Genomic DNA, 20,382 nt, shown 5'->3' with positions numbered 1-20,382 from the left:
GCGTTAGACGGAGAAATAGATTGACCGACGATAACGACAGCGCCCGTAAAGACATCGACCTTCTCGAACTCACCGCACATATCGTGTCGGCCTATGTCGAGAAGAACCGCCTGCCGGTTTCCGGCCTGGCTGACCTTATCGCCAGCGTCAGTGCTTCGATCAGTGGGCTTGGCCAGCCCGTCGTCCCGGCGGCGGCGCCGCTGGTTCCCGCCGTCAACCCGAAGAAATCGGTGACGCCGGATTTCATCATCTGCCTTGAGGACGGCAAGAAGTTCAAATCGCTGAAGCGTCATCTCGGCGTGCATTTCAACCTCACTCCCGACGCCTACCGCGCCAAATGGGGCCTGCCGGCGGATTACCCGATGGTTGCTCCCAACTACGCCGCCTCGCGCTCGATGCTGGCGAAGTCGATCGGTCTCGGCCGCAAGGCCGCCGAGGTGGTGCCCGCCAAGGGCAAGGGCCGCAAGGCCAAGGTCTCCGCCTGAGCAGAGCCGGCGCTGAGCCAATGGATTGATTTGAGCCTGCCGGGCCGATGGCCCGGCAGGCTTTAGCTTGTGGCTTGGATGGGCCGGTTCGTGGGGTGGGCGATGAATTACACCAGGATGGTGATCGAGAAAGAGGCGCCGGAGGAATATGGCTATGACCGTATCCGCTACAATCTTTCCGAAAGTTCGATAGCCGACCAGAAACTGTCCGACATCGGCCTGTCGCTACCGGACCTCACGCTTTTCTATGGCGAGCATCGCGGCGACAAGGAGTTGCGCGCGCTGATTGCGGCGCAGGATCCCGGCATCTCGCCCGATGATGTCCTGGTCACAGCCGGCGCCGCCGGCGCGCTGTTCATCATCTCGACCTCGCTTCTCTCGGCCAACGACCACCTGATCGTTGTCAGGCCCAACTACGCCACCAACATCGAGACGCCGAGGGCGATCGGCTGCGCCATCGGCTTTGTCGATCTGACGTTCGAGGATGGCTTCGCCATCGACATCGGCCGCGTCAAGGCGGCGATGCAGCCGAACACGAAGCTGATCAGCGTCACCTGCCCGCACAACCCCACCGGCACCATGATGGATCGGGCGGACCTCGATGCGCTCGTGGCTCTGGCCGAGGCGCACAATTGTCATCTGCTGGTCGACGAGACCTACCGCGATCTCTCCTACGGCAGGCGCCTGCCATCGGCGGCTTCGCTCAGCACGAAGGCGATCAGCGTTTCATCCCTGTCCAAGGCGTTCGGCATTCCCGGCATCCGCATCGGCTGGCTGACCACCAGGGACGCCGTCCTTCAGGAGACGTTCCTCGCCGCCAAGGAACAGATCGGCATCTGTGGCAGCGTCATCGACGAAGGCATCGCGCGCGGCATGTTGGAGCGCCGCGACGCGTTCCTGGCCAGGCTGTTGCCCGAAATGGCGAAGCGCCGCGACATCGTCCAGGCCTGGATCGACCGCGAGCCGCTTGTCGATTGGGTGCGCCCTGAAGGTGGTGTCGTCGGCTTCCCGCGTCTCAATGTCGACCCCGGCTTCGACCTCGACCGGTTCTACCGCGATCTTTTGGAAAAACACGGCACCTATGTCGGGCCCGGCCACTGGTTCGAAATGGAAAAGCGCTTCTTCCGCGTCGGTTTCGGCTGGCCGACGGAAGCCGAATTGCGGGGCGGCCTGGAAGCCATTTCGGCCGCGTTGCGACAGTAACTTCCGCATGCGATACAAGAAGCGCGGGCGAAGTCCCTTGATCCGGGCCCGATTTTGACGCATATGCGCGCCGAACTTCATCAAGTTCCATTGGCCGGAACAGCGCCCATTTGGGAAGTGCCCCGCTGGCCGATGCAATCGCAACGGGGCCCATCTCCATGATACCAGAACAAACCTCGCCGGAGCAGCGCTACGCCGCGTTCCGACACAAAGCCTTTCTCAGCTACTGGACGGCCCGCTTCCTCACCACCTTCGCGACCATGATCGTCTCCGTTGCGGTCGGCTGGCAGATCTATGATCTGACGCGCGATCCGTTCGACCTCGGCATTGTCGGCATCGTTCAGTTCCTGCCGTCGCTGCTGCTGGTGCTGGTGACGGGCGTCGTCGCCGACCGCTTCGGCCGCCGGCTCATCATGGCGCTGGCAACGGTGGTGGAGGCTGGTTGTGCGCTGGTTCTCCTGTACTTCACGCTGCGCGGCCTCGTCAGTCCGCTGCCGATCTTCGTCGTTCTGGCGCTGTTCGGTATGGCCAGGGCCTTTTACGGCCCAGCCTCGTCGTCGCTGTTCGCCAATCTGGTGCCACCGGAGGATTTCGGCAACGCAATCGCCTGGAACTCATCGGCATGGCAGACGGCAACCATCATCGGCCCGGTCGCCGGCGGCCTGCTCTATGGCGTTTCTCCGGAAGCCGCATACGCCGTCGCCTCGGCGCTGATGCTGGTCGCCGGCATGCTGATCTTCACCATTCCCAAGCCCGTACAGCAAACCGCCACAGACAAGCCGACCATGGAGACGCTCTTTGCCGGCTTCCGCTACATCTGGAGCGAGAAGATCGTGCTCGGCGCCATTTCGCTCGACCTGTTCGCCGTCTTGTTGTCGGGCGCTTCGGCCTTGCTGCCGGTCTATGCCCGCGACATCCTGCATCTCGGACCCTGGGGCCTCGGGCTGCTGCGCTCGGCTCCCGGCATCGGCGCCATCTGCGTCGCCATCTGGCTGGCCGGCCATCCGATCCGCAACCATGCCGGCCTGATCATGCTTGGCTTCGTCGCCGCTTTCGGTGCATCCACCGTGGTGTTCGGCCTGTCCACCATCACCTGGCTGTCGATCGTCGCGCTTGCTTTTCTTGGCGCCACCGACATGTTCAGCGTCTATATCAGGGAGACGCTGATCCAGCTGTGGACGCCCGACGATGTGCGTGGCCGCGTCAACGCCGTCAACCAGGTCTTTGTTGGCGCCTCAAACGAGGTCGGCGAATTCCGCGCCGGCACCATGGCTGCTTTGATCGGCACGGTTCCGGCGGTGGTGATCGGCGGCGTCGGCGCCATCGCGGTCGCGGGATTGTGGGCATATCTGTTCCCGCAACTGCGCAAGGTGCGTCACCTCAGGGGCCGCAACTGATTGAACGGCACCATGGAAATTCGGCGCGCCGCCATGCGCGCCTGTGACAGCGTCGCGCTTTGTGTCGACGACGGCAACGCCCGCCAGGCGGCAGTGACGATTGCGTCGGTGATCGCGCATCTCTCAGCCGGGCCAGCCCTCACGTTTCACATATTCCATGGTGGCCCACCCAGCCGCCGCTCGCGCCGGCTGGAAAGCCTGCATGTGAGCCCGCATCGACTATGCGTGCATTACGTCGAGAACCGGTTTCGGTCTCTGGCCCTGTTCGATCACGTCACCCCGGCTGCGCTGCTGCGGCTGCAACTCGGCGACCTGCTCCCCACTTTAGACCGCGTTCTCTATCTCGACGCGGACATTCTCGCGGTAGCCGACATCCGGCCGCTACTGGCCACCGATCTGGTCAGCGCCGTGGCGGGTGCCGTCCAGGACTTCGGCCTGCACGCAGCCCTCGCCGAAGAGGCAGTTACCGGCCGGCCCGATCATCTGCTCCATGTCCGCGACGCGCTCGGCTGGGACCCCGACGACTTCATCTACGTGAACTCCGGCGTGCTGCTGCTTGATCTCGCCACGCTTCGCCGCGAGCGGTTCGGAGAGCGCGCCGGGCAACTTGTGCTCGATCACCCGCATCGGTTCCGCTGGCGCGATCAGGACGCGATAAATCTGCTGCTGGCTGGCCGCATTCTTCTGCTCGATCCGCGCTGGAACACGATGGTCTGGTTCCTCGAGCGCGAGCCGCGCCGACACCATGCCGATATCGCCGCGACCGCACTGCAGCGCCGCGATCCCTGGCTGCTGCATTTCTCCGGCGCCTGCAAACCATGGCACGGCCTTTGCGATCTCGCCCATTACCGCCGCTGGTGGCGTGCCGCCCTGCGGACATCGCCGCTCTGGGTGCTGAGGTGGCTCAGGCTGCGGCTCGCGGCAGTGCGCGCGCCGGTGTCGGGGTTGATACGGCGAACACGCCGGCGATGGCGTGCAAAGCCGCTCCCGTCCGGCACCACTCGGTAGAGGGCGCGATCAGCGTCTGCCCTGGTCCGCCGCCGCTCCGGCGAAAATCGTGCGCAGGAACTCGTCCAGCCAGCGCTTCAGATGCATGTCCCAGATCAGCCGCCCGCCGAGATGGTCGCGGCCCGGCTGTGCGCCGGGCAGCTCGAACCGCTGGGCGCCGCGCACCACCCAGCGCTGCATCATCATCCGGGTCAACTCGCCATGGAATTGGATGCCCCAGGCATTGTCGCCGTAGCGGAAGGCTTGGTTGGGATAGGTTTCCGCCGTCGCCAAAAGCGTCGCGTCCCTGGGCAGCGAGAAGCCCTCGCGGTGGAACTGGTAGACCATCTCCGGCCAGGGCATCAGTTGCTTGCCGGCTTCGGTCGCCGCCAGCTTGTACCAGCCGATCTCGACCAGCCCTTCGCCATGGCCCTCGACCTTGCCGCCAAGATGATTGGCCAGCATCTGGGCGCCAAGGCAGATGCCGAGGAACGGCCGGTTCTCCTTGAGCGGAACCTCAAGCCAGTTGGTCTCGCGGCGGACGAACTCATCCTCGTCATTGGCGCTCATCGGGCCTCCGAACACCACCGCGCCGGCGTGGCCCTCCAATGTTTCCGGCAAGGCATCGCCAAGAGGCGGGCGCCGGATGTCGAGATCGAAACCCTCTTGCAGAAGCATATGACCGACGCGGCCCGGGCTCGAACTCTCCTGATGCAGCACGATCAGGATCTTGGGCTTCGAACTCGTCTGGCGCGGCATGGGCAGGCGAATATCCTATTCGTCCGATGAGGTTCCGGTGACGCCCGGTGCGTGCGCCGCCACCCTGCGGCGCGCCTCAATGCGGTCGCGGCGTTCGACGCCGATCAGTTCGGCGACGCGCCAGACCGTGTTGTCCTCCAGCTCGTGCAGTTCGCCATCGGCATAGACGATCTCCCACATCAGGCCGATGAAAGCCTTGCGCGCGTCGGCATCGAGGTGTCGCTTGAGCACGCTGGTGAAGGCATGCAGGTCGATCGACTCATTGTCTGCCCGCTCGCCGGCGGCGGCGAGGTCTTCAAGCTCGTCGCCACTGATCGAATAGCTCTGCGCCAAAACCGCCTTGAACTTCTCCCATTCGACATCCTGGCGCACGCCATCGGCATTCATGACATGGTAAAGCAATGCCGAGGCCGCGACACGCGGATCGTCCGTGCCGGCATGCGCGTCGGCGTCGGTCGACAAGTCCCTGAGAAATGACAGCACACGTTCAAACATCATTCATTCCCAAGGTCGCCCGACGCATCGGAGAGATTCAAAACAGCCGAAACCGGCGCGACGATTTATCCGCTTCGTCATCGGGATCGACACCCGGATCATCCGGCAGCCGGGCCAGCTCTTCGGCCGGATCCACGACCTCCGCGTCGGCGGGCACCTCGGCGAAAGCCGCCGCAGTGATGGGCCTGACATGATCCTCATGGTCTTCGATCGGCTTGCCGATCGGCTCGCCTGGAGCCGCCTGATCGATCATTTCAGCCCGTTTGTCACCGCCCGGTCCCGACAGCGCCGGGCGGCTCGAAGCCTCCGGCTCGGATGTCTCGTCATCATTGTCGATCAGATGGCCGATTCGCTCCATCGGCGCCCGCCACTCGAAGGCGTCGAGCCGCCCCGTGATCGGCGAGACCGGTGCCCAGCGTTCGGAAGCAACCCCATCGGCGACCCATGCCGGATCGCGCGGCGCCCGCACAGCCTTTGACAAGAGCTGCCGCACCTTGCCCTGGTCGCCCGTCTCGGCTTCCTCGATATCGGCCAGAAGCAGGTAAGCCCCCTCGCGGCGGTCGATGCGGATCGCAGCTTCCGCCTCGCGGCGGGCCGTCTGGAAATCCTGTGCGTCGAGTGCTGCGCGCGCGACCGTTATCGACGATTCGGCATGGTTCTTCTTCATCTCCTGCAGCTTTTTCGCCCGGTTGAGGCGATCGAGCACGGCATCGCCTGGCCTTGCATGAGTATAAAGCTCTGCGATCTCCGGATGCGGCTCGGCCCTCCAGGCCGTCTCGAGGATCTTCGAGCCCTTGCGCACGTCGTTTTGCTTGAACAGCGAGGCGGCGGCGGCGACAGCGGCGGGGGCGAAGTCGGGCCGCAGCTTGTTGGCTTCGATCGCCGCCGTCCTGGCAGAAGCCGGGTCGCTGTCGGCCAGCGCCTGCGCCTTTGCGGTCAGCAAGACGGCGCGCCGGCGGTTTGCGGCATCGCGTTCGATCTGCCGCGTTGACTTCTGCGCTTCCACCAGTTTCAGGGCGCCATCCCAGTCGCCGCGCGCCGTCAGCTCTTCCAATGTCGATTCGGCCGCCCATGCCAGTTGCGGGGCCACGGCGGCGGCACGGCCGGCATAGTGACGGGCCGCATTGCGGTCGCCGAGCCGCTCGGCCTCTAGATAAAGGCCGCGCAGACCGAGCAGGCGCATTTCAGGGTCGTCGAGCATGCTCTCGAACTTCTGCCGCGCCCCTTCATGGTCACCTTCCAGCAACGAGGCCTGCGCCTCGAGCAGATGGATCAGCGGCTCCTGGTCGGAACGGATCAGCTTGGCCGCTTCCTTGGTCTTCTTGCGGGCCAGCGCACCGTCACCGGCGCCGGCGGCAATCATGCCGGTCGACAGCGCCTGATAGCCGCGGTCGCGCCGGCGCACGCGGAAGTAGCGCGAGATGGTGTACGGGCTGTTCCATAGCGACTTGACGAGCCACCACAGGATCATCACCGCGGCGACCACGGCCACGATGGCCACCGCCGCCACCATCAGGCTGACCTGGTACTGATAATTGTTGAAGGTTACGACCATTTCGCCGGGCCGGTCGGCCAGCCAGGCAAAACCCAGTCCGAGCGCGAACACGACGATGAGGAAGACCAGGAGGCGGATCATTGCGTTGCCCTCATGCCTTCATCGCGGTGGAGATCAACGCGTCGACCTGGCTCTCGACCTCGATGCGCGCCTTCAGTTTACCCGCGAAATCGGCTCCGGCGGCTTTGGCCGCCTCGGGCAGGGCATCATATTCGCCAAGCGCCTTGACATAGTCGCCCTGGTTGACCGCCACCTCCATGCGCGCAATGGTTTCCGGCGCGCCGGAACCCGCCACGGCGCCGATGGGCCTGACCTTGACCAGTGATTGCGCACTCGACAGCAAATTCCGCAGCAGGCCGGCATCCTCATCGACGGGCGCCGCGGCGGCCACCATCGCACTGGCGGCGGCGTCCGCCTGCGATGCGATCTCGGCGCGGGTCGCAATGCCCTCTTCGGCGTAGGGACGCAATGTCGCCAGCTGCGGCGCATCCGGCGCAATCGCCGCGAAGGTCTCGAGTTCGGCCGAGAACGGCCCGCCGCGATCGAGCGCCGCCTTCAGCGCCGACGCGGCAATGGAAAGTGCGACCTTTGGCTGTCCGGCCTGCGCATCGACCTTTCCGGAAAGCTGCGACACCGACTGCTCGAGCGCGGCAAGCCGGCCTTCCTGCGCACGTGCCGTCTCGCTGGTCGATTTCACCAGCGCATCGAGACCTGTCAGCCTTTCGTTGAGCGGGCCGAGATCGACCGGAGTCGCGCTGCCTGCCTTGCCCAGGGCCGCGACCGCGGTTTCGATCTGCGTCACCTTGTCACCAAGGGCAGCAAGCCCGGCGCTGTCGCCGGCGCCGCCCTGACCTGTCGCCGATTTGAGCGCCGCCACATCGGCTTTCACCTGATCGAGGGCGGCCGAGAGACCGTCGACCTTGGCCGAGGCATCGCTGTTGCCGGCAGACTCCTTCAGGCTTGCGATCTCCGTCCTCAGCGAAGCGATGTCGCCATTGACGCCATCCAGCGAAACGCCCGGTCCGGTACCCGGCGCGCCAAGCAGGCCGGCATATTGCAGGCCGCCGGCCCCGACCAGCGCGATGACACCGCCGATGATGCCGGCGGCGACGCCGTTGAGGCCGCCGCGCTTTGCCGCGGGAGGTATCGGTGCCATGGTCTCGCCCCGTGTCTCGGTTCCTGTCTTTCTGTCGTCGGTACGCTTGGCCGCTGCATCCACGAAATTATAGTCGGAAGCCCTGTCGCGGCTGGGCGGCGAATCCGAGCCGGGATAGGGCAGCTCGGGCTCCTCGGCTATGGCCTCTGCCTCTGCCGGTGTTTCCGCCGGCGGAGCGGCCGCGGCATCGGAATGCTCCCAGGGTTCGAGGTCGACCTGGTCTGCGTGCACCGGCTCTTCGGGAACCTCGGCTTGAAAAGCTCCCGGCGCTACCTCGTCTTCGTCGTCATGTTCGGTTGCCATTGGCGACGCTGCGGCGTCCTCGTCGACGATGCGCGACACGGCGCCGGGCTCGAGGTCGATGGTGACCGGCTCGCGGCGGCTTTTCGAGTGTCGCATCTTCGGCGTCTTGACCATGACGGGGCTCCGCAATTCGCTTCGTCTCAACGCCTCGCGGCGCATGATGGTTCAGAAAGGGTCTAGCACATCACCAAGCGGTGAAAAGGGGCGGTGTGATGACGCGGCTCAGCGCCATTCTCGCAACAGCGCCAGCATCGCATCCTCCTCCGGCTGCGCGGGGAAGCGAATCCTGGCGCCGGCGGCATCGTCAAAGGCTGCGCCGATGCGGGCAGAAAGGGCGAAAAAGCAGGTCTTTTCATAGTACTCACGCAAAGCCGGCCGCCTGATCAGGTCCCGCATCGCGGCCGCCGCCTTGGCCGAATAGAGCAGCACCGCGTCCACGGGATGGCTAGAAAGCAGGGCGACAATGGCCGCCTCGTCCGGATAGTCCATCGCGCGCGTGTCATAGGTCTCGACAGCATGGACATGAACCCCGGCGGCCCGCAGTCGCTGTTCGAACGCGGGAAAGCGGACTCGCCCGCAGGGATAGAGGATGGACTTCCCGGTATATGCCGGGGCAATGGCTTCGGCCAAGGCTTCGGCATCGCCAGGACCTTCGCCGATCGAAAGCAACCCCGCCTGGCGCGCGGCCTCCGCCGTCATCTTGCCTACAGCATGACAAGGCAGACGCGAAAGCATCGCCAATAGATCCTTCGAGGCATGGCGCAGCGCATTGGCGCTGGTCGCCGCGACGGCGCTGGCATTGTCCGGGACCAGTCCGGTGTCGACCGGCAAGGAAACCGTTTCGGTCAGGGGCAGGAGAATCGGTTGAAATCCCGTTTCCAGGAGCCGCCGGGCGGTCCGTGACGCGCCCGGTTCCGGTCTCGTCACCAGCACGCGCCGCATGTCAGAGCCAGCTGTCGAAGAAAGTCTCGCCTGCCTTGGCCCGCACGATCCGTGCGGCTTCGTCGCCGATGCGGACTGCATCTCCCGCCGGTCCTTGCAGTTCGACCGTGTGAGACTGCGTGCCGTCGGGCGATATGATCAACCCGCGGAAAGAGAGGTCTTCGTCCTCGATCGCTGCATAGCCGGCGATCGGCGTGCGGCATGAGCCATCGAGCGCCGCCAGGAAGGCACGCTCGCAGGCCAGCGCCTGTCCGGTCGGCACATGGTGGATGGCAGCCAGCATTCTTTCGGCCTCGCGGTCGCCGATACGGGTCTCTATGCCGATCGCGCCTTGTCCAGGCGCCGGCGGGAAGATGTCGAGAGGCATCAGGTCGGTGACGAGATGGTCGAGCCCGAGCCGCTTCAATCCGGCATGAGCCAGGATGGTTCCGGCCGCGACCCCTTCGTCCAGCTTGCGCAGGCGCGTCTGCACATTGCCGCGAAACATCACCACGTCGAGATCCGGCCGCATGCGGCGGATCAGCGCCTGCCGCCTGAGCGACGAGGAGCCGACTTTCGCGCCTTGCGGCAGGTCCGCGATCGTCTTCGCGACATTGCTGACAAACGCATCACGCGCATCCTCGCGCGGCAGGAACGCGGATAGCTCGAGTCCCTCAGGCAATCGCGTCGGCATATCCTTCGATGAATGAACGGCGATGTCGATCCTGCCGGCGAACAACGCCTCCTCGATCTCCTTGGTGAACAGGCCCTTGCCGCCGGCTTCCGATAGCGGCCGGTCCTGGATTCGGTCGCCGCTGGTCGACATGGCGATGACCTCGAAGGCCGCCGCGGGCACGCCATGCGCGGCCATCAGCCTCTCGCGCGTTTCATGCGCCTGCGCCATCGCCAGCGGGCTGCCGCGTGTTCCGATTCTGAAGATTGTTTGCATGGCGCGTCGTCCGTGATAACCCCCGGCCGAAGCATCCCGCTGCCAGGCGCAACCACTTGGCGTCGCGGACATGCGGCTGAACTCACCGAGGCCTTCCGGGTTTCTCCTACCGGGGAAAAGCCCGATAAACAATCTCCGGGGTAGCGACCAATTGATCCGCGTTCTGGGCATCGAGACGAGCTGTGACGAGACCGCCGCCAGCGTTGTCGCGCTGGACAGCGACGCCCTGCCGAGGATCCTGTCCAACATCGTTCTGAGCCAGATCGAGGAGCATGCCGCCTTCGGCGGTGTCGTGCCGGAGATCGCGGCGCGCGCCCATGTCGAAGCGCTGGACGGCATCATCGAGGCTGCACTCGCCGATTCCGGCGTGGCTCTCGCCGATATCGATGCCATCGCCGCCACGGCCGGCCCGGGCCTGGTCGGCGGCCTGATCGTCGGGCTGATGACGGCCAAGGCGATCGCCGCCGCCGCGGGCAAGCCGCTGATCGCCGTCAACCACCTCGAAGGCCATGCCTTGACCGCCCGGCTGACCGACGGGCTCGATTTTCCCTATTTGCTGCTCCTGGTGTCCGGTGGCCACACGCAGATCCTGGCGGTGCGTGGCGTCGGCGACTATCAGCGCTGGGCCACCACCATCGACGACGCGCTCGGCGAAGCCTTCGACAAGACGGCCAAGATGCTGGGCTTGCCCTATCCCGGCGGCCCCAACGTCGAAAAGGCGGCGCATGACGGCAACGCAGCCCGCTTTGCCTTTCCGCGTCCGATGAAAGGCTCGGCGCAGCCCGATTTCTCCTTCTCCGGCCTCAAGACCGCCGTGCGTCAGGCGGCGACGGCGATAGAGCCCCTGGGCGACCAGGATGTCGCCGACATATGCGCCTCTTTCCAGGCAGCGGTGGCCGATGCGCTGGCCGACCGTGTCGCACGCGCGCTGACGCGATTTCGCGACACCTTTCCGGGCGCGAAGAGCCCCACGCTTGTCGTCGCCGGCGGCGTCGCCGCCAACCGTACGATCAAGGCGACGCTGGAGCATCTGTGCGCCCAGGCCGGCTTCTCCTTCGTTGCGCCGCCGCTGAAGCTGTGCACCGACAACGCGGCGATGATCGCCTGGGCCGGGATCGAGCGTCTGCGTGGGGGCCTGGCCGAGGAGAACGGCTTCGATTTCGTGCCACGCTCGCGCTGGCCGCTGGACAGCATCTCGGCGCCGATGGTCGGGTCAGGGCGGCGCGGAGCCAAGGCATGATTGCCGAGGCCGAGAACGGGCGGAACGACGGCAGCTGGCGCGTCACCGTGCTGGGCGGCGGTGCCTGGGGCACGGCGCTGGCGCAGGCCATGCTGCGCGCCGGGCATGCGGTGCGGCTTTTCGCGCGCGACCCGCAAACCGCCGCCGCGATCGGCCGCGGCGAAAATCCACGCTATCTGCCCGACATTGCGATTGCGCCCGGTATCGAGGCGACAAGCGACATTGGTGCGGCACTTGCCGGCGCGGACTGCGTGCTGGCGGTGACGCCGGCGCAGGCGCTGCGGGCCACTCTGACTGCCGCGAAGGACCACATGCCGAGCGGCATCCCGCTTGTGCTCTGCGCCAAAGGCATCGAGCGCGACACCGGCGATCTGCTGTCGGCCATCGTCGAGGAAATCCTGCCGCTAAATCCGGTGGCCGCCCTGTCGGGGCCGAGCTTCGCCACTGACGTCGCCCGGGGCCTGCCGACGGCTGTGGTGGTCGCCGCCCGTGACGAGGCGCTGGCGGCCGACCTCGCGGCGCGCTTCTCGGCGGAAAACCTGCGCTGCTATTCGAGCGACGACCTGATCGGCGTCGAGATCGGCGGCGCCTTGAAGAATGTCTTCGCCATTGCCGCGGGTGCCGTCACCGGCGCCGGGCTCGGCGCCAGCGCCCAGGCCGCGATGGTGACGCGCGGCTTCGTCGAACTGCGCCGCCTCGGCGCCGCTTTCGGCGCCAGGCCGGAAACGCTGATGGGACTCTCGGGCCTCGGCGACCTGCTACTGACCTGCTCGTCGGCGCAATCCCGCAATTTCGCCTACGGTCTGGCCCTTGGACGAGGCGAACCGATTGCCGGGCTGAAGCTGGCCGAGGGCGTGCCGACCGCGGCGATCGCCGCCCGCATCGCCGCCGAGCGGGGCATCGACGCGCCGATCATTACTGCCGTGTCGGCCATACTGGACGGTACGATCACCATCCGTCAGGCTGTGACGGCCTTGATGACCCGGCCGCTGAAGACCGAGACCACCGATTGACGCCAGGATATGATGGCAAAACCAGGAGAGAACGATGCTGTTTGCGTTGATTTGCAAGGATAAGCCCGGAAGCCTGCAGGTTCGCCTCGACACGCGGCCCGTGCATGTCGCCTTCCTCGAAGGCTTGAACGGCGACGGAAAGCTTGCCTTCGCCGGTCCGTTTCTCGATGCCGAAGGCAAGCCCAATGGCAGCCTCGTGGTTGTCGAGGCGCCCGACCTGACCGCGGCGCAAGCCCTGTCGGCTGCCGATCCCTACGCAAAGGCCGGACTGTTCGAAAGCGTCGAGATCCGCCAGTGGAACTGGACCTTCAACAAGCCGGCGGCTAGTTAAATCCGGCCGCAGGGAAGCGAGCCGCAACGAGGAGCGAGAGATGAACTACTGGCTGTTCAAATCGGAGCCGTTCAAGTTCTCCTTCGAGATGCTGAAAGAGAAGGGCAAGTCCGGCACCCAGTGGGACGGCGTGCGCAACTATGCCGCGCGCAACAACATGAAGGCGATGCAGGTCGGCGATCTCGGCTTCTTCTACCATTCCAATGAAGGGTTGAACGTGGTCGGCATCGCCGAGGTCTGCGCGCTCGCCCATCCTGACAGCACAACCGACGACCCGCGCTGGGAATGCGTCGACATCCGCGCTGTCAGGGACATGCCGAACCCGCCGACGCTGGAACAGATCAAGGCCAATCCCGCCCTTGCCGACATGGCGCTGGTGCGGCTCGGGCGGCTTTCCGTGCAACCGGTGACGCCGGCGGAATGGAAAGAAGTCTGCCGCATGGGCGGCTTGACGCCAGCGCCGTGACGGTGCTCACCCCAGACGGCGCGACGCAATTCATCCTCGACAACACAGCGCTGATGGCGCCTCCTCATGTGCCGGAAATCCAGCTTCATCTGGCCGACGAGGCGCATGCTCTGTGGCAGCGGACCGAGGACGAACTGGCCGAGATCGGCCTGCCGCCGCCCTTCTGGGCATTCGCCTGGGCCGGCGGCCAGGGTCTTGCCCGCTATATCATCGACAATCCGGCCGTGGTGCGGGGCAAGCGCGTGCTCGACTTCGCCTCCGGCTCCGGCCTCGTGGCCATCGCAGCCGCCAAGGCAGGCGCCGCCAAGGTGCTGGCCGCCGATATCGATCCGTTCTGCGTCACGGCGATTCGTCTAAACGCCCACGCCAATGATGTCGGCGTCGATTTCCTCGGCACGGATTGCATCGGCAACGATGCGGGCTGGGATGTGGTCCTGGCCGGCGATGTCTTCTACGACAATGCCTTCGCCGGCCGGCTGATGCCCTGGTTCGCGATGCTGAAGGCGAGAGGCGCCGAGATCCTCATCGGCGATCCCGGCCGCTCCTATTTGCCGAAGACAGGGCTCGAGCCGCTGGCGGTCTATGAGGTGGCCGTTACCCGCGCCTTGGAGGATTCCCTGGTCAAACGCACCACCGTCTGGCGGTTTGCTTGACGTCATCGCCGAACAGGCGTTTCCATGAATCTCGAACGGAGGGGGAATCATGGACTTTTCAGCAGTGAACTGGCTGGCGGTGCTCGCCGCCGCCGTCCTGGCGTGGCTGTTCGGCGCCATATGGTACATGGCCTTGAGCAAGCCGTGGCTGAAGGCCGCGAAAATCGATCTCGCGACGACAAAGAGATCGCCGCTGCCCTTCATCATCAGCTTCGTCGCCGAATTGCTGATGGCCACGATCATGGCGCTGGTCGTCGGCGCCATGACCGGGGGTGAGCCGACTTGGCTCGCAGGCCTCGTCTTCGGCTTCGTGCTTTGGCTGGGCTTCGTCGCAACGACATTGTCGGTCAACCACCGTTACGAAAATTTCGGCTGGGACCTGACCCTGATCGACGGCGGCCACTGGCTGGGCGTGCTGCTGATCATTGGCGCGGTGGTCGGCTGGTTCGGCGCCGCCTCAAGCTGAGCTTCGTTGATCGTGGACGTAGATACCGGATTCCCGCGCGACCTGGTGTTCACGCGGGTCTGCCACGTCAAGCAGGGCTATGACGACCGCCGTCGCCACATCATCGGCGAGTTCGAACGGCGCGGTGTGCCTGTCACCTTCTACACCGACTGGGACCAGCCGGATGTCACTCCGGAAATTCGCGCGGAGTTGATCGCCCCCCGTTTCGTCCACCCGGCGCAGGTCTCGCTGGCTTTGAAGCACGTCGGCATCTGGCGCGATTTCCTCGAGACCGACCAGCCCTATTGCCTGGTTTTCGAGGACGACGTGTTCCTGGCCCGCAACTTCGTGGCCAAGTTCCGTCAGGCGCTGGCCGAACTCGGCAGCCCCTCGCGCAAGGCCGTCATTTATCTGGGCAACGGCAGCAACTACTACACGCCCATGTGGAAGCTGCGGAAGGGCCAAATGCTCTATCCGGCAATGCATGCCAGGTGTGCCGATTCCTACCTGATTACGCGGCCGGTCGCGCAAGCCCGATGCGCCTGGATCGAACGCAATAAGATATCGACCGTGATCGACCACCAGATCGAGCAGATGGATGCCGCCATGGGTATCGAAATGCTGTGGTTCGAGCGGCCTATCGCCGAGCAGGGCAGCGAGAATGGCGCTTTCCATACCTCGGTTGCCGGCAAGCGGCGTTCGCTGCTTTACAAGAAGCTGCGCTGGAACTGGAAGAAGTACAACCGCATGATCTTCGGCCACACCGCTCGCTCCTGACGGCGCTGGCGTCGAGACGCCGCTTTCACACCTGGTCGGCGCTCGCCGTCCTTGCCACTTCCTCCAATATCCAGTCTCGAAAACCTGCCACGCGCGGATCATCGGCCATGGCCTGGGGGTAGACCAGGAAATAGGCGAATTCCGGCGCGACCCTGATGCTGAGTTCGAAGGGCCGTACCAGGCGGCCCTCGGACAGGTCGTTCGCCACCATGGCGAAATCGGCCAGCGCCACGGCATTGCCGTCGACCGCCGCCTGGACCGCGTCCGTCGACGTGCCGAAGACTATGGTGCGGCTGTCGTCGAAATCGTCGACCCCCGCCGCCGCCATCCACATGCGCCAGTTCGGCCAGGTCACGCCTTGCCGGGCCCATTCGATATGGGCCAGCGTGTGGTGAAACAGGTCGCGCGGTTCGCTCAAGGGCGGCCCGGACGCCAGCAGGGCCGGGCTGCACACCGGAATGATGATATTGTCGAACAGGCGGTGCGCGCAAAGACCCGGATAGTTGCCGGCGCCGAAGCGGATGCCGACATCGACATCGTCGCGATCGAAATCGCGCAACCCATAGGCGATGTCGAAACTCAGCTCGATGCCCGGCTTCTGCTTGCGGAAATCCTCGACGCGCCGCATTAGCCATTTGGCCGCGAATTGGGCGTCCAGCGTCACTTTCAGCAAGGCCGTTCCGCGCGTCATCTTCCGCGCCCGCATCACCGCACGGCCGAGCAGGTCGAGCGCGTCGATCGCCGCCTCGAACACGATCTCGCCGGCCGGGGTCAGGCGCATTGTCCGGCTGGTGCGCGTGAACAGGGCCAGCCCGAGCTGGTCCTCGATTTCCTTGATCTGATGGCTGACAGCGGCCGGCGTCAGCCCCAGTTCATCGGCGGCGCGGGTGAAATTGAGGTGGCGGGCCGCTGCCTCCAGCGTCCTGAGCGCCCTCGTGCCGGGGAGCGGATTTGCCATCAGGACAAAACTTGGACAGCCATGGCCAGCCCCTCACCGATCCTCAAAGGAAACTTGAAGATAGGCCAAAAACTACTCGTTTCCCGCATGAATTTCAATCAGGCAGGATAGGAGCATCACAAAACCATCAAATCGGATTTGATCTCCGACGAACGGATCGCATCATGGCTTACATTGCTTTCAGCTCAAATCATGCCACGCCTAATCGGCTGACGATGATCGCCGACTGGCTGCGCCACGCTCGGGTCGCGGCGAAACTCCCGCTTCCCGATGTCGAGGATCTGTCGGACCAACAGTTGCGCGATATCGGCGCCCGGCGAAGCGACGTCACGCGCGCAATGGACAGTGAGTCCGGGCGCCTGGGACTACTGGCCCTTGGCTGGCGCCAACCACGCCGATAGGACAGCAGGTAGTAGATACAGTCGGATAGTAGCGGACATCAAATCCTACTGCCTACTGCCTACTGCCTCACCTCACCACCCGCATCACCGTCCGGTTAGAAAGCAGCGGCAGCAGACGCGCCATCGTGCGGGCCGTCACCGCGACGCAACCTTGCGTCGGCGTGAAGCCTGGACGCGCCAGGTGGAAGAAGATGGCGCTGCCGCGTCCGCGCCGACGCGGCGACAGGTTCCAGTCGAGAACCAGGCAGGCGTCGTAGAGCCGGTCGTCGCGCCGCATCCGTTCATGGCTGGCGCCGTAGGGAATCTTGACCGGCCGGTTGTAGTTGCGGTCGTCCGGCACCTCGCACCAGCCGAGATCGGGCCCGATCGGCGTCATTGCCAGGCGCGTGCGCCGGCCACCGGCAAATTGATCCGCTCGGAAATAGCCCGACAGGATCCGCATCCGACCAAGCGGCGTGGCCCCGTCACCCTCGCGCTTGGCGGCCGAGATGCCGCCGCGTCCCAGCGCGCAGGCAAACACGGTCCGGCCGGCCTGCAAAAGGCCCTGGCTGGGATGGCCGGGCCTCGCCCGAACGGTCAACACGCGCAGCCCTTTTGGCAAAATTGCGCCGGCTGCATTGCGCTGACGTTTTTTCTTGTATGATCGCGCCACGGAACAAATCACTGTGATCGGCTATTGTGTCGGCCAGCTTCCGCATAAATACGCAGCGGTCAACTGAATTTACTTTTCAAAACAACGGATTGATCCATGACTTCACGCACCATACTGATTGTCGACGACGATGATGACCTGCGCGGCACCCTGGTCGAGCAACTATCCCTTTATGAGGAATTCGACGTTCTGCAGGAGGCGACGGCGGCAAAGGGCGTCGCCACGGCGCGCGGCGGCCTCATCGATCTTCTGATCATGGATGTCGGGCTGCCCGACATGGACGGCCGCGAGGCGGTGAAGATCCTGCGCAAGGGCGGCTATAAGGCGCCCATCATCATGCTGACCGGCCACGACACCGATTCCGACACGATCCTCGGCCTCGAGGCCGGCGCCAACGACTATGTGACGAAGCCGTTCCGCTTCGCCGTCCTGCTGGCCCGCATCCGCGCGCAACTGCGCCAGCACGAGCAAAGCGAGGACGCCACCTTCTCGGTCGGCCCGTACACCTTCAAGCCCAGCCAGAAACTGCTGATCGACCAGCGCGGCGGCAAGGTGCGGCTGACGGAAAAGGAAGCTTCGATCATCAAATATCTCTATCGCGCCGAACAGAAGGTGGTGACGCGCGACGTGCTGCTCGAGGAAGTGTGGGGCTACAATTCCGGCGTCACCACGCACACGCTGGAAACCCATGTCTACCGGCTGCGCCAGAAGATCGAGCGCGATCCTTCCAATGCGGAAATTCTTGTGACAGAAAGCGGCGGCTACAAGCTGGTTCCTTAAACATTTCATTATCCAATGAGCGGCGGGGTGGGGACGCTTTTCGGGTACGGTCCCGATACCAGGGCGGTTTGGATCGGACCCGCTACGCATCGCTCGAGATCGGAAGCGATCTTGGGAGGCATGATGCGTACGCTCAAAGTGGCGGAGTGGCTTTGCGCGTTCAGGGGACGCGCGGGCGCTCCAAAGGAGGAGTCGGACTGTCGGTTCGGGGACATAGCTAGATGGCGCTGGATGACGATATCCGCATCCTGTCCGCCGTGAGGCTCTTCGAGGGCTTCACGCAGGAACAATTGCGCCTGCTCGCCTTCGGCGCCGAAAACACCATGCTGCGGGCCAATCACAAGCTCTACCGAGAGGATGACGAAGCCGATTCGGCCTATGTCGTGGTCAGCGGGCGCATCGTCCTCTATCGCGAGCAGAATGGCGAGCGCGTGCCAATCGGCACGGCCGGCCCCGGAGCCATCCTGAGCGAACTGGCACTGATCGCAGACAGCAACCGGCTGACCAGTGCGTCCGCCGAGATCGATTCCGAAGTCATCCGGCTCAGCCGCAAGATGTTTCGCCGCATCCTCGAGGAATATCCTGAAGTCGCGGTGAAATTGCATCAGCGTATTTCCGAGGAATTCCAGGCGATGATCCGCCGGATCGAGGAACTGGCGCCCCGCTTCAGCTGAGGAGGGGCTAGGACCCTACTCCAGATCGAACCGGGCGATGACAGGCACATGGTCCGACGGCCGCTCCCAGTTGCGCGCCGTCCGCAGGATCTCGTAGCCGGCAAAGGCGGGCACCAGATTGGGCGAGGACCAGACATGGTCGAGCCGGCGGCCGCGATTGGATTCTTCCCAGTCCCGCGCGCGGTAGCTCCACCAAGTGTAGAGCTTCTGCTCATAGGGCACGTTGAGCCGCATCAGGTCGACCCAGTCGCCGGCAAGGCGCATCGCCTCGAAACTTTCCGTCTCGGCCGGGGTGTGGCTGACCACGTTGAGCAACTGCTTGTGCGACCAGACATCGTGCTCGAGCGGCGCCACGTTGAGGTCGCCGACCAGCACCGAGGCTGACACCTCGTCATGCTCGGCGCGGATGGCGTTCATTTCGGCGACGAAATCGAGCTTGTGTCTGAACTTCCTGTTGATCTCAGGGTCGGGTTCGTCGCCGCCGGCCGGCACATAGAAATTATGCAGAAGGATCGTCTTGCCGCCGGCTCGCACGGTCACCGACAAATGGCGGCTGTCCTCTATGCCGCAGAAGCGGCGCTTCTCGACCAGTTCGATCGGCCGCCGCGCTACGGTCGCCACGCCATGATAGCCCTTCTGACCATGGAAGGCGATGTGCTCGTAGCCGAGCGCGCGGAACGCCTGCTCGGGAAACAGCTCGTCGGGGACCTTGGTCTCCTGCAGGCACAGCACATCCGGGGCGCACTCAAGCAGCAGGCGTTCGACGATCGGCATGCGCAGGCGAACGGAGTTGATGTTCCAGGTGGCGACGGAAAAGGGCATTCGGGGGTCCGGAAAGAGGGTCCCGAACTACTGCCAGCCGCGCGCCGCAAAGACAAGCCGGCATGCGCGGGCTGCTTCCTCTTGCCCCGCAGGCAGTTGGGTCTTCATGTCAGGCCGGGTCGAAAATGCCGGTTCGCGAGAACCGGCCGGAGTTGCTGAAGGGATTTGAGGTCAGTCCTGCTCCTGCGCAGCAGGACCTGCGGAGCGAAGAACCATCCCTGCGGGCGGCCTTGCCTGAATCTATCGCGTCTTGGTGTTGACCTCGCGATTGGCCGTGTAGTCGATCGCGAACGTGTCGGCGGCAAAGCTGACGCCTTCCTTCACATTGAAGATCATCACGGTCGTGTCCTTGCCCTGCGCATCGGTGATCGTCCACTGGCGCAGCTCGGAGGATTTGGGGTCGAACATCATGGTGATCTTCGAGTTGCCGAACACGGATTTGTCGGCAAGCTGGATGGTGGTGAGGTCGTCTTCCTGCTTGACGCTTTTGACGCGGCCACCGGAGAGATCGATCCTGTCGTCGAGCAGCAGTTTCAGGGGCGTCTTCGACAGCGGATAGAGGTCGGACGTATTGAGCTTCTTGTTCAGGATGACCACCGACTTGCCGTCGGAGATCACCTTGAAGTTCGAGGCTCCGTCATAATTGAAGCGGATCTTGCCCGGCCGTTCGAGGAAGAACTTGCCACCGGACTGCTCGCCCTTGGGGCCGAACTGGACGAATTCGCCGCTCATCGATTTGACCGAAGAAAAATGGTCCGCGATCTTCTGGGCGCTCGCCGGCACGGAAGCCTGCGCCGAGGCCAGCAACTGGAATCCAGGCACCAGGTTGAAAGCGGCCGCGCCCGCGAAGGCCAGGCCGAAGCCAAGCAGACGGCGCCGGCTGAGAGCGAAATCGCTGGGCGCTGAAGCATCGTTGTTCATGTCGGTCACTCTCGTCTGATCCTCGATCTGTCGCAGTAC

At 64.6% G+C, this 20,382-nt stretch carries 24 protein-coding genes; 14 read left to right on the top strand and 10 right to left on the bottom strand.

All coding sequences use genetic code 11. The features are described from left to right. Positions 1-20 precede the first annotated feature (20 nt). The 4 genes from LB513_RS06580 to LB513_RS06565 all read left to right on the top strand — a co-directional run bounded on the left by LB513_RS06580 (position 21) and on the right by LB513_RS06565 (position 4,093). Positions 21-485 (top strand): MucR family transcriptional regulator, encoded by a 465-nt coding sequence (locus LB513_RS06580; RefSeq protein WP_224662653.1) that lies wholly within the window; start codon positions 21-23, stop codon positions 483-485. Positions 486-587: 102 nt separating this feature from the next. Then, positions 588-1,688, top strand: coding sequence for an aminotransferase class I/II-fold pyridoxal phosphate-dependent enzyme (locus LB513_RS06575; protein ID WP_224662652.1), 1,101 nt, complete (start codon positions 588-590; stop codon positions 1,686-1,688). Between the two features lie 158 nt (positions 1,689-1,846). Beyond that, on the top strand, positions 1,847-3,085 hold the full coding sequence (locus tag LB513_RS06570; RefSeq protein WP_224662651.1) for an MFS transporter: 1,239 nt from the start codon (positions 1,847-1,849) through the stop codon (positions 3,083-3,085). A gap of 12 nt (positions 3,086-3,097) precedes the next feature. After that, a complete protein-coding gene (locus LB513_RS06565) occupies positions 3,098-4,093 on the top strand; it encodes a glycosyltransferase family 8 protein (RefSeq protein ID WP_224662650.1) in 996 nt (331 codons plus the stop codon). A 9-nt stretch (positions 4,094-4,102) separates the two neighbouring features. Here the strand turns inward: LB513_RS06565 and LB513_RS06560 are convergent, their stop codons facing one another. The 6 genes from LB513_RS06560 to hemC all read right to left on the bottom strand — a co-directional run bounded on the left by LB513_RS06560 (position 4,103) and on the right by hemC (position 10,210). After that, positions 4,103-4,831, bottom strand: a complete 729-nt coding sequence (locus LB513_RS06560) for a glutamine amidotransferase (RefSeq protein ID WP_224662649.1) — start codon at positions 4,829-4,831, stop codon at positions 4,103-4,105. A gap of 15 nt (positions 4,832-4,846) precedes the next feature. Beyond that, the gene (locus tag LB513_RS06555; RefSeq protein WP_224662648.1) at positions 4,847-5,326 is read right to left on the bottom strand and encodes a TerB family tellurite resistance protein; all 480 of its coding nucleotides are present in this window, start codon (positions 5,324-5,326) and stop codon (positions 4,847-4,849) included. A gap of 37 nt (positions 5,327-5,363) precedes the next feature. Next, positions 5,364-6,962, bottom strand: a complete 1,599-nt coding sequence (locus LB513_RS06550) for a heme biosynthesis protein HemY (RefSeq protein WP_224662647.1) — start codon at positions 6,960-6,962, stop codon at positions 5,364-5,366. A gap of 10 nt (positions 6,963-6,972) precedes the next feature. Continuing rightward, positions 6,973-8,454, bottom strand: a complete 1,482-nt coding sequence (locus LB513_RS06545) for a COG4223 family protein (RefSeq protein WP_224662646.1) — start codon at positions 8,452-8,454, stop codon at positions 6,973-6,975. A gap of 108 nt (positions 8,455-8,562) precedes the next feature. Further along, the gene (locus LB513_RS06540; RefSeq protein WP_224662645.1) at positions 8,563-9,282 is read right to left on the bottom strand and encodes a uroporphyrinogen-III synthase; all 720 of its coding nucleotides are present in this window, start codon (positions 9,280-9,282) and stop codon (positions 8,563-8,565) included. Position 9,283: 1 nt separating this feature from the next. After that, a complete protein-coding gene (gene hemC, locus LB513_RS06535; protein ID WP_224662644.1) occupies positions 9,284-10,210 on the bottom strand; it encodes a hydroxymethylbilane synthase in 927 nt (308 codons plus the stop codon). Positions 10,211-10,364: 154 nt separating this feature from the next. Between hemC and tsaD the strand changes: the two genes are divergently transcribed. The 7 genes from tsaD to LB513_RS06500 are packed head-to-tail and all read left to right on the top strand — an operon-like array spanning position 10,365 to position 15,135. Continuing rightward, positions 10,365-11,450: a tRNA (adenosine(37)-N6)-threonylcarbamoyltransferase complex transferase subunit TsaD gene (gene tsaD / locus LB513_RS06530; protein ID WP_224662896.1), complete on the top strand. Its 1,086-nt coding sequence runs from the start codon at positions 10,365-10,367 to the stop codon at positions 11,448-11,450. Beyond that, positions 11,447-12,463: an NAD(P)H-dependent glycerol-3-phosphate dehydrogenase gene (locus LB513_RS06525; protein ID WP_224662643.1), complete on the top strand. Its 1,017-nt coding sequence runs from the start codon at positions 11,447-11,449 to the stop codon at positions 12,461-12,463. Before tsaD ends, LB513_RS06525 begins: the two co-directional genes overlap by 4 nt. Before the next feature lie 34 nt (positions 12,464-12,497). Beyond that, the gene (locus LB513_RS06520; protein ID WP_224662642.1) at positions 12,498-12,794 is read left to right on the top strand and encodes a YciI-like protein; all 297 of its coding nucleotides are present in this window, start codon (positions 12,498-12,500) and stop codon (positions 12,792-12,794) included. Positions 12,795-12,834: 40 nt separating this feature from the next. Further along, complete coding sequence (locus LB513_RS06515; RefSeq protein WP_224662641.1) at positions 12,835-13,260, top strand: EVE domain-containing protein; 426 nt, start codon at positions 12,835-12,837, stop codon at positions 13,258-13,260. After that, entirely contained in the window at positions 13,215-13,913 is a 699-nt protein-coding gene (locus LB513_RS06510; RefSeq protein ID WP_224662640.1) for a class I SAM-dependent methyltransferase, read from the top strand. The genes LB513_RS06515 and LB513_RS06510 overlap by 46 nt, the downstream gene beginning before the upstream one ends. A 49-nt stretch (positions 13,914-13,962) precedes the next feature. Continuing rightward, positions 13,963-14,379, top strand: coding sequence for a DUF1761 domain-containing protein (locus tag LB513_RS06505; RefSeq protein WP_224662639.1), 417 nt, complete (start codon positions 13,963-13,965; stop codon positions 14,377-14,379). 12 nt (positions 14,380-14,391) lie between these two features. After that, on the top strand, positions 14,392-15,135 hold the full coding sequence (locus LB513_RS06500) for a glycosyltransferase family 25 protein (protein ID WP_224662895.1): 744 nt from the start codon (positions 14,392-14,394) through the stop codon (positions 15,133-15,135). 25 nt (positions 15,136-15,160) lie between these two features. Here the strand turns inward: LB513_RS06500 and gcvA are convergent, their stop codons facing one another. Next, positions 15,161-16,093 (bottom strand): transcriptional regulator GcvA, encoded by a 933-nt coding sequence (gene gcvA / locus LB513_RS06495; RefSeq protein WP_224662638.1) that lies wholly within the window; start codon positions 16,091-16,093, stop codon positions 15,161-15,163. 11 nt (positions 16,094-16,104) lie between these two features. Between gcvA and LB513_RS25235 the strand changes: the two genes are divergently transcribed. Then, complete coding sequence (locus LB513_RS25235; RefSeq protein ID WP_318011176.1) at positions 16,105-16,494, top strand: hypothetical protein; 390 nt, start codon at positions 16,105-16,107, stop codon at positions 16,492-16,494. A gap of 67 nt (positions 16,495-16,561) precedes the next feature. Here LB513_RS25235 and LB513_RS06485 read toward each other — a convergent pair whose 3' ends face one another. Further along, positions 16,562-17,098 (bottom strand): L,D-transpeptidase, encoded by a 537-nt coding sequence (locus tag LB513_RS06485; RefSeq protein WP_224662893.1) that lies wholly within the window; start codon positions 17,096-17,098, stop codon positions 16,562-16,564. A gap of 144 nt (positions 17,099-17,242) precedes the next feature. On the opposite strand from LB513_RS06485, the gene LB513_RS06480 reads away from it, so the two are divergent. Both LB513_RS06480 and LB513_RS06475 read left to right on the top strand, forming a co-directional pair. Further along, the gene (locus LB513_RS06480; protein ID WP_224662637.1) at positions 17,243-17,926 is read left to right on the top strand and encodes a response regulator transcription factor; all 684 of its coding nucleotides are present in this window, start codon (positions 17,243-17,245) and stop codon (positions 17,924-17,926) included. A 221-nt stretch (positions 17,927-18,147) separates the two neighbouring features. After that, positions 18,148-18,600, top strand: a complete 453-nt coding sequence (locus LB513_RS06475; protein ID WP_224662636.1) for a Crp/Fnr family transcriptional regulator — start codon at positions 18,148-18,150, stop codon at positions 18,598-18,600. 15 nt (positions 18,601-18,615) lie between these two features. Here the strand turns inward: LB513_RS06475 and LB513_RS06470 are convergent, their stop codons facing one another. Both LB513_RS06470 and LB513_RS06465 read right to left on the bottom strand, forming a co-directional pair. After that, positions 18,616-19,422: an exodeoxyribonuclease III gene (locus tag LB513_RS06470; protein ID WP_224662635.1), complete on the bottom strand. Its 807-nt coding sequence runs from the start codon at positions 19,420-19,422 to the stop codon at positions 18,616-18,618. Positions 19,423-19,662: 240 nt separating this feature from the next. After that, a complete protein-coding gene (locus LB513_RS06465; protein ID WP_224662892.1) occupies positions 19,663-20,343 on the bottom strand; it encodes an outer membrane lipoprotein carrier protein LolA in 681 nt (226 codons plus the stop codon). Positions 20,344-20,382: the final 39 nt, after the last annotated feature.

Source organism: Mesorhizobium sp. ES1-1 (assembly GCF_020164785.1).
Taxonomy (GTDB): domain Bacteria; phylum Pseudomonadota; class Alphaproteobacteria; order Rhizobiales; family Rhizobiaceae; genus Mesorhizobium.
The sequence above is the reverse complement of the archived record's forward strand: the minus strand, read 5'-3'. Positions and strand labels throughout refer to the sequence as shown.